The organism is Streptomyces coerulescens, assembly GCF_042657965.1.
GTDB lineage: Bacteria > Actinomycetota > Actinomycetes > Streptomycetales > Streptomycetaceae > Streptomyces > Streptomyces coerulescens.
Genome location: NZ_JBHSKM010000023.1, coordinates 119,677 through 126,173, shown reverse-complemented (window position 1 = coordinate 126,173; position 6,497 = coordinate 119,677). Strand labels below are relative to the sequence as shown.

General features: G+C 71.5%; 6 protein-coding genes. 2 read left to right on the top strand and 4 right to left on the bottom strand.

The window, feature by feature from the left end:
• Nucleotides 1-47: 47 nt before the first annotated feature.
• The 3 genes from ACFPQ9_RS29450 to mshD form a co-directional block, all read right to left on the bottom strand.
• Nucleotides 48-935 carry an ABC transporter ATP-binding protein gene (locus ACFPQ9_RS29450; protein ID WP_380859850.1) on the bottom strand — a complete coding sequence of 296 codons (888 nt, stop codon included), beginning with the start codon at nucleotides 933-935 and terminating at the stop codon, nucleotides 48-50.
• A complete protein-coding gene (locus ACFPQ9_RS29445; RefSeq protein ID WP_380859847.1) occupies nucleotides 932-1,318 on the bottom strand; it encodes a GntR family transcriptional regulator in 387 nt (128 codons plus the stop codon). Before ACFPQ9_RS29445 ends, ACFPQ9_RS29450 begins: the two co-directional genes overlap by 4 nt.
• Before the next feature lie 119 nt (nucleotides 1,319-1,437).
• Nucleotides 1,438-2,364 (bottom strand): mycothiol synthase, encoded by a 927-nt coding sequence (mshD, locus tag ACFPQ9_RS29440; protein ID WP_380859845.1) that lies wholly within the window; start codon nucleotides 2,362-2,364, stop codon nucleotides 1,438-1,440.
• A 154-nt stretch (nucleotides 2,365-2,518) separates the two neighbouring features.
• Here mshD and ACFPQ9_RS29435 point away from each other — a divergent pair, with 154 nt between their 5' ends.
• Entirely contained in the window at nucleotides 2,519-4,330 is a 1,812-nt protein-coding gene (locus ACFPQ9_RS29435) for a bifunctional metallophosphatase/5'-nucleotidase (protein WP_380859842.1), read from the top strand.
• Between the two features lie 93 nt (nucleotides 4,331-4,423).
• Nucleotides 4,424-5,626, top strand: a complete 1,203-nt coding sequence (locus tag ACFPQ9_RS29430) for an LmeA family phospholipid-binding protein (protein WP_380859839.1) — start codon at nucleotides 4,424-4,426, stop codon at nucleotides 5,624-5,626.
• Nucleotides 5,627-5,678: 52 nt separating this feature from the next.
• Here ACFPQ9_RS29430 and ACFPQ9_RS29425 read toward each other — a convergent pair whose 3' ends face one another.
• Nucleotides 5,679-6,443 (bottom strand): carbonic anhydrase, encoded by a 765-nt coding sequence (locus ACFPQ9_RS29425; protein WP_380859836.1) that lies wholly within the window; start codon nucleotides 6,441-6,443, stop codon nucleotides 5,679-5,681.
• Nucleotides 6,444-6,497: the final 54 nt, after the last annotated feature.

Here is a 6,497-nt window from a genome sequence, read left to right as displayed (position 1 = left end):
CCCTACGAAGCCCGGCCACCTCTTCGTCTCGTGGCTTGACAACAGCATTAGGCAGCGGCCTCCCGTACGTCGTCGAGGCGCAGGACCGGGGCCTGCGGGGCGCGCAGGTGGGCCAGGACCAACTCCTCCAGGGTGGGGACGGTGTTCTGCCAGCCGTCGCCGAGGGAACCCTCCGGACGTACGAGCGCGGTGAGTTGACGGCCCGTCGTGCGGGACTCGATCACCGTGTGCGGGTCCAGGGACGCGTCGGCCCGGCCGGTGACGAGGCGGTGCGCGGCGAGCAGGTCGTCCAGCGGGCCGGCCAGGCGGACCCGGCCGGCGCCGAGCAGCAGGAGGTGGTCGCAGGAGCCGTCCAGCTCGGCCACGACGTGCGAGGACATGACAACGGTGGTGCCGTGCTCGGCGGCGTCGGCCATGAGCGTGGCCATCAGCTGGTGCCGGGCCAGCGGGTCGAGGTCGGCCATCGGCTCGTCCAGGAGCAGCAGTTCGGGCCGCTTGCCGAGGGCGAGGGCGAGCGCGACGCGGGTGCGCTGGCCGCCGGAGAGGGCGCGGACCTTGGCGTCGGGTTCGAGGTCGCCCTCGTCGACGATGCGCTGGGCGGCCTTCGCGTCCCAGCGGCCGGGGTTCAGCTCACGGCCGAAGCGCAGGGTGTCGGCGACGGTGAGCTGGGGGTGCAGGGGCTTGTCCTGGGCGACGTACGCGAGTCGTTCGCGGACCGCCGCCGGGGCCTGGCCGAGGGCGGTGATGTGGCCGGCGCTGGGGCGGATCAGGCCCGCGGCGAGGGCGAGCAGGGTCGACTTGCCGGCGCCGTTCGGGCCGACGACGGCGCACACGCTGCCCGTCGGCAGCCGGAAGTCGCAGCCGTCCAGCGCGGCCTTGCGCCGGCGCCCGAACGTCCTGCTCAGCGCGGCCGCCTCGATGGCGGTCCCGGTCATGACTCGTCCCCCTTGAAGTGCGTGTCCAGTACGGAAGTGAAGAGAGCGTCCACGTCGTCGCGGTCCAGCCCGGCCGTCCGGGCCCGTGCGGCCCAGGCGTCCAGTTCGGCGCGCAACGGCGAGTCCGCCGGCGCGGTGTTCAGTCCCCGTCGCACGAACGTGCCGAGCCCTCGCCGTGCCTCGACCAGGCCCTCGCGTTCCAGTTCGCGGTAGGCCTTGAGCACGGTGTTGGGATTGATGGCCGTCGCCTCGACGACCTCACGGGCCGTCGGCAGCTTGTCCCCCGGCTCCAACAGGCCCAGGCGCAGGGCCTGTTTGGTCTGCTGGACGATCTGGACGTAGGTGGCGACGCCGGAGCGCCGGTCGATGCGGTACTCGACCATCCGTTCCAATCACCCTTTCACTAATTGAGTAGTGAAAGGGTGATGCAAAGAGAGGGGCGGCGTCAAGGCCGCCGCCCCTTGGGGGAGTTATGTCTGGGTTCTGCGCCCGGTTTCCGGGCTCAGGTCTCCGTGCGGTACATCAGGTCCGTCTCGTACGTGGTGAACCCGAGCCGCTCGTACACCGACACCGCCGCCTTGTTGTCCGCGTCGACGTAGAGCATCGCCGCGGGCAGCCCCTGTGCCGCCAGGTGCCGCAGGCCGATCGTCGTCAGGGCCTTGCCGAGGCCGCCGCCCTGGGCGCCCGGGCGCACCCCGAGGACGTACACCTCGCCGAGCCCCTCCTCGGCGTGGACCTTCGTCCAGTGGAAGCCGATGAGTTCGCCGTCCCGCTCCGCCAGGAAGAAGCCCGCCGGGTCGAACCACGGCTCGGCCTTGCGGTCGTCGAGGTCGCGCTGGGTCAGGGAGCCCTGCTCGGGGTGGTGGGCGAAGGCGGCGGCGTTCACGGCGAGCCAGGCCGCGTCGTCCTGGCCGGGCACGAAGGTGCGGACCGTGACGCCCTCGGGGAACACCGGGTCCGGCAGGTTCAGATCGGCCAGCGGGCGGCGCATCTGGCGCAGTTCCCGGAACAGGGTGAGACCGAGGACCTGCGAGAGATGGCGGGCGGCGGAGTGGCCGCCGTGGGCCCACACCCGCAGCCGCTTGCCGGACGCGGCGAGCAGGGCCGAGCCCAGCGCGCGGCCGTGGCCGTGGCCGCGGTGCGAGGGGTGGACGACCAGTTCGGCGGCCGGGGCCTCCACCGGGTCGGTGTCCTCCAGCTGGGCGTAGCCGACGAGTTCGCCGGCGACGGTCAGCAGCAGATGCGAGACGCCCTCGCGCTCGCCTCCGCGCAGCTGGAGCCGGCCCTGCTCGGACACCGCCTGCTGCCCGTCGTTCCGGGCGGCCTCCGCCAGCAGCTCCAGTACGGCCTCGGTCTGCTCGGGGGTGAGCGCGGAGTGGGTCTCGATGGCACGGGTGGGGAGGGGACGTGCGGTGTCGTCGCTGGTCATGCGTACGAGGGTAAGGCGAGGTCCGGACAAAGTCCCGGCACAGAAGCAACCAAGGTGTAACCCGGAACCCCCTGTCGCGCTACGCGCGTTGACTCTAGGCTGCCGCCCGACGGGGCCATGTCACTCACGACCCAGACGACCCACAGGGGGGCGGATGTCAGCCACATCCCACCAGCAGCACCACCGCAGACGCCGTAGCTACGCATTCGTCGCGGGCGCCGCGGCGCTCGCCACCGCGGGCGCGCTGGCCGCGGCGCTCCCGGCGACGGCGTCGGCGAGCTCCCAGAAGCACGGCGGCGGTCACCACGTCAGCCGCTACCAGGACGTCCAGCTGCTGTCCTTCAACGACCTGCACGGCAACCTGGAGCCGCCGGCCGGCTCCTCCGGCCGGGTCACCGAACTCCAGCCGGACGGCACCACGAAGACCATCGACGCGGGCGGAGTGGAGTACCTCGCCACCCACCTGCGCCAGGCCCGCGAGGGCGAGAAGTACTCCATCACCGCGGCCGGCGGCGACATGGTCGGCGCCTCCCCGCTGATCTCGGGCCTCTTCCACGACGAGCCCACCATCGAGGCGCTGAACAAGCTCGACCTGGACGTCACCTCCGTCGGCAACCACGAGTTCGACGAGGGCGCCAGGGAACTGGCCCGCCTCCAGAACGGCGGCTGCCACCCGACCGCCGGCTGCTACACGGACGAGAAGTTCACGGGCGCCGACTTCCCCTACCTCGCCGCGAACGTTCTGAACGAGAAGAGCGGCAAGCCGATCCTCAAGCCCTACTGGGTGTGGAAGAAGAGGGACGTCAAGATCGGCTTCATCGGCGTGACCCTGGAGGACACTCCGGGCGTCGTCTCCGCCGAGGGCGTCAAGGGCCTGAAGTTCAAGGACGAGGTCGAGACGATCAACAAGTACGCCAGGGTGCTCCAGCGCCAGGGCGTGAAGTCGATCGTCGCGCTGATCCACGAGGGCGGGCAGCCGGCCTCCGCCGCGTACAACTACAACTGCGACGCGCCCGGCGCGGGTGACGGCATCTCCGGCCCGATCGCCGACATCGCCAAGAACATCACGCCGTCCGTGGACGCGCTGGTGACGGGCCACACGCACGCGGCCTACGTCTGCACGATCCCCGACCCGTCGGGCAAGCCCCGCATGGTCACCTCGGCGGCGTCCTTCGGCCGGCTCTACACCGACACGACGCTGACGTACGACCGCTTCACCGGCGACATCGCCCGTACGGCCGTGAAGTCCGCGAACCGCGTGGTCACCCGGGACGTCCCCAAGGCGCCCGACATGACGGCGCTGATCTCGAAGTGGAACACCCTCGCGGCGCCCATCGGCAACCGTGCGATCGGCTACATCTCCGCGGACATCCCCAGCACCGGCACGGAGTCCCCGCTCGGTGACCTGATCGCGGACGCGCAGCTCGCGTACGGCAAGGAGCTGGACCCGGAGACGGACCTGGCGCTGATGAACCCCGGCGGCATCCGGGCGCCGCTGACCTACGCGGCCAAGGGCAGTGAGGGCGACGGCGTGGTGACCTACGCCGAGGGCTTCACGGTGCAGCCGTTCTCCAACACCCTGAACCTCCAGGACCTCACCGGCGCGCAGCTGATCCAGGTGCTGAAGGAGCAGGTCAGCGGCACGAACGCGGCCTCCCCGAAGATCCTCCAGATCTCCTCGGGCCTGACCTACACGCTGGACCTGACGAAGTCGGGCGCCGACCGTGTGGTGACGGACTCCATCAAGCTGAACGGTGCGGCGATCGACCCGGCGGCCACCTACCGCGTCGCGATGAACAACTTCCTCGCGGGCGGCGGCGACGGCTTCCCGACGCTGGGCCAGGGCACCAACGACCTCGTCGGCACGGACGACCTGACGGTGCTGGAGAAGTACCTGACGGCCAACTCGTCGGCGACCAGCCCGATCGCGCCGTCGGCGGCGGACCGGATCACGGTCGTGCGGTAGTTCAACGCAGTACTTTGTGAAGTGGCGTGAACTAGATCGCAAACCTCCGGTAGCGGTTGCGGGTGGGGGGCGTGTACATGGTCGGATAGGCCGATGCGTTCCCCCCACCACATAACGGCGCATCCCTATCCAAACCCGTACGAGGAACTCGGCAGTCTGGACGATGGTCCACTGGCCGAGTTCCTCGTCGAGGAGGAGGACGAGGCGGAGGCCCAGGACGATCCCTGGGCCCCGCCCAACCACCGCCGGGGCAGCCGCCGAAAACGCCCCGGCCGCCTCGCGGGCCTCCCCTTCGCGATGAAGGCGGTCGTCGCACTCCTCGTCCTCGCCGCCTTCCTCACCCTCGCCGACCGCTGGGCGCTGCTGTACGCCGAGCGCAGAGCCGCCGACACCCTCAAGAACCGGCTGAAGCTCACCGCCGCTCCCGAAGTCGAGATCTCCGGCTTTCCCTTCCTCACCCAGCTCGCCGACGAACGGCTGGACTCGGTCAAGGTGACCGTCCCCGACGTCGCCGCCGACCGGATCTCGCTGGCCCAGGTGACGGCAACGGCCACGGACGTACGGCTGGACACAGACGGCCCGACCTCTGTGCGCGGCGCCGACGTCCCCCGGCTTCAGGGCGACGTCCTGCTCTCCTTCGCCGACCTGAACCGCGAACTCGGCGCGTCCCAGGTGACGTTCACCGGGGAGGGCCACGACCGGGTCCGGGCGCGCGGCACCCTGCCGGTCGCCGGGCACGACCTGCGGCTGCGGGCCGAGGCCCGCATCGTGCGCAACGGCGACCGCGGCATCGCCACGCACATCGGCGGCATGCGCCTGGAGATAGGCGACCTGGCCACGTACCGGCCGGGCGCCCGCACCTCGGAGGGCCTGCACCTGAGCCGACGGTCGGTGACCCGGCTCGCCCATGAGACCCGCAAGGCGAAGGCCCTGCTGTCCGTCCCCGCGGTGGTACGGCGTCTGGGCGTCCCCGACCCTCTCGTCCGCGAGGCGCTGCGCAACGAGTCCAAGCTCACCGAGCTGGTCGGCACCCCGCGCTTCCTGCACCAGGCGATGCGCCTGAACCTGATCGACCTGGCCCTGGACCACCCGCGGCTGCTGGCCCTCCTGGGCTTCGACCCCGCCCTGCTGGACGCCCTGCCCCGCCTCACCCGCCCGGTCCTCACCGACCAGCTCTCCCTGGGCTTCCGCCTGCCGGAGCCGCCGAGCGGCCAGGTGCGGCTGCGGGACGTGCGGGTGGAGAAGGACGGGATCAGAGTGCGGCTGGAAGGGGCCGGCCTGGCGGTCGGGCGATGACAGCGCCGGGACCGGGCGGGCCCGGCAGCCGCCGGGCCCGCGGTCCTCGACGTCAGGCCAGACGGCGCACGCGCTGGTCCGTCAGGTCGTAGCGGGCGCCGACGACGGCCAGTCCGCCGGTGGCGATCTTCGCGGCGAGGTCGGGCTCGGCGGCGAGGCGGCCGCGGATGGCGCGCACGTTGGCGTCGATGGTCGCGTCGACGCGGGCGTCGCCCTCCGTGGTGTGGTCTATGTACGGGTCTATCTGATCGGCTATGTACTGGATGTGGGCGGGCAGGGACGCGCCCGACTCGTCCGCCTCGACGGCGGCCTTCACCGCACCGCACGACTGGTGCCCGAGCACCAGCACCAGCGGTATGTCCAGTTCGAGCACCCCGTAGGCGACGCTGCCGAGCACGGCCTCGTCCAGGACCTCGCCCGCGGAGCGCACGGTCATCAGATCGCCGAGCCCCTGGTCGAAGACCAGCTCCGGCGGAACGCGCGAGTCGATGCAGCCGAGGACCAGGGCGAACGGATGCTGACCCGACGTCAGGCTCTGCCGCACCGCGGGCGACTCGTGGGGGTGGCGCTCACGGAAGGTGCGCCAGCGCCGATTCCCCGCGGCCAGTTCGCGCAGGGCCTCGTCGGGCGTCTCCGGCCGGCGGCGGGACGTGGCGGTGGAGGGGGGAGTGGCGGATGCGGGAGCCGCGCCGAGGGCGGCGGTGGCCCCCAGTGCCGCGGCTCCGGTGAGCCCGAAGCGCAGGAGTGTGCGGCGGGACGTGGGGGTGGGAGTGGCGGATGCGGTCGGCCGGGCGCCGACGGAACTATCAGCGTTCACGGGCAGGAACGTACGCTCGAACAACCGGACAACAATTCGCGTTACTGAATCATG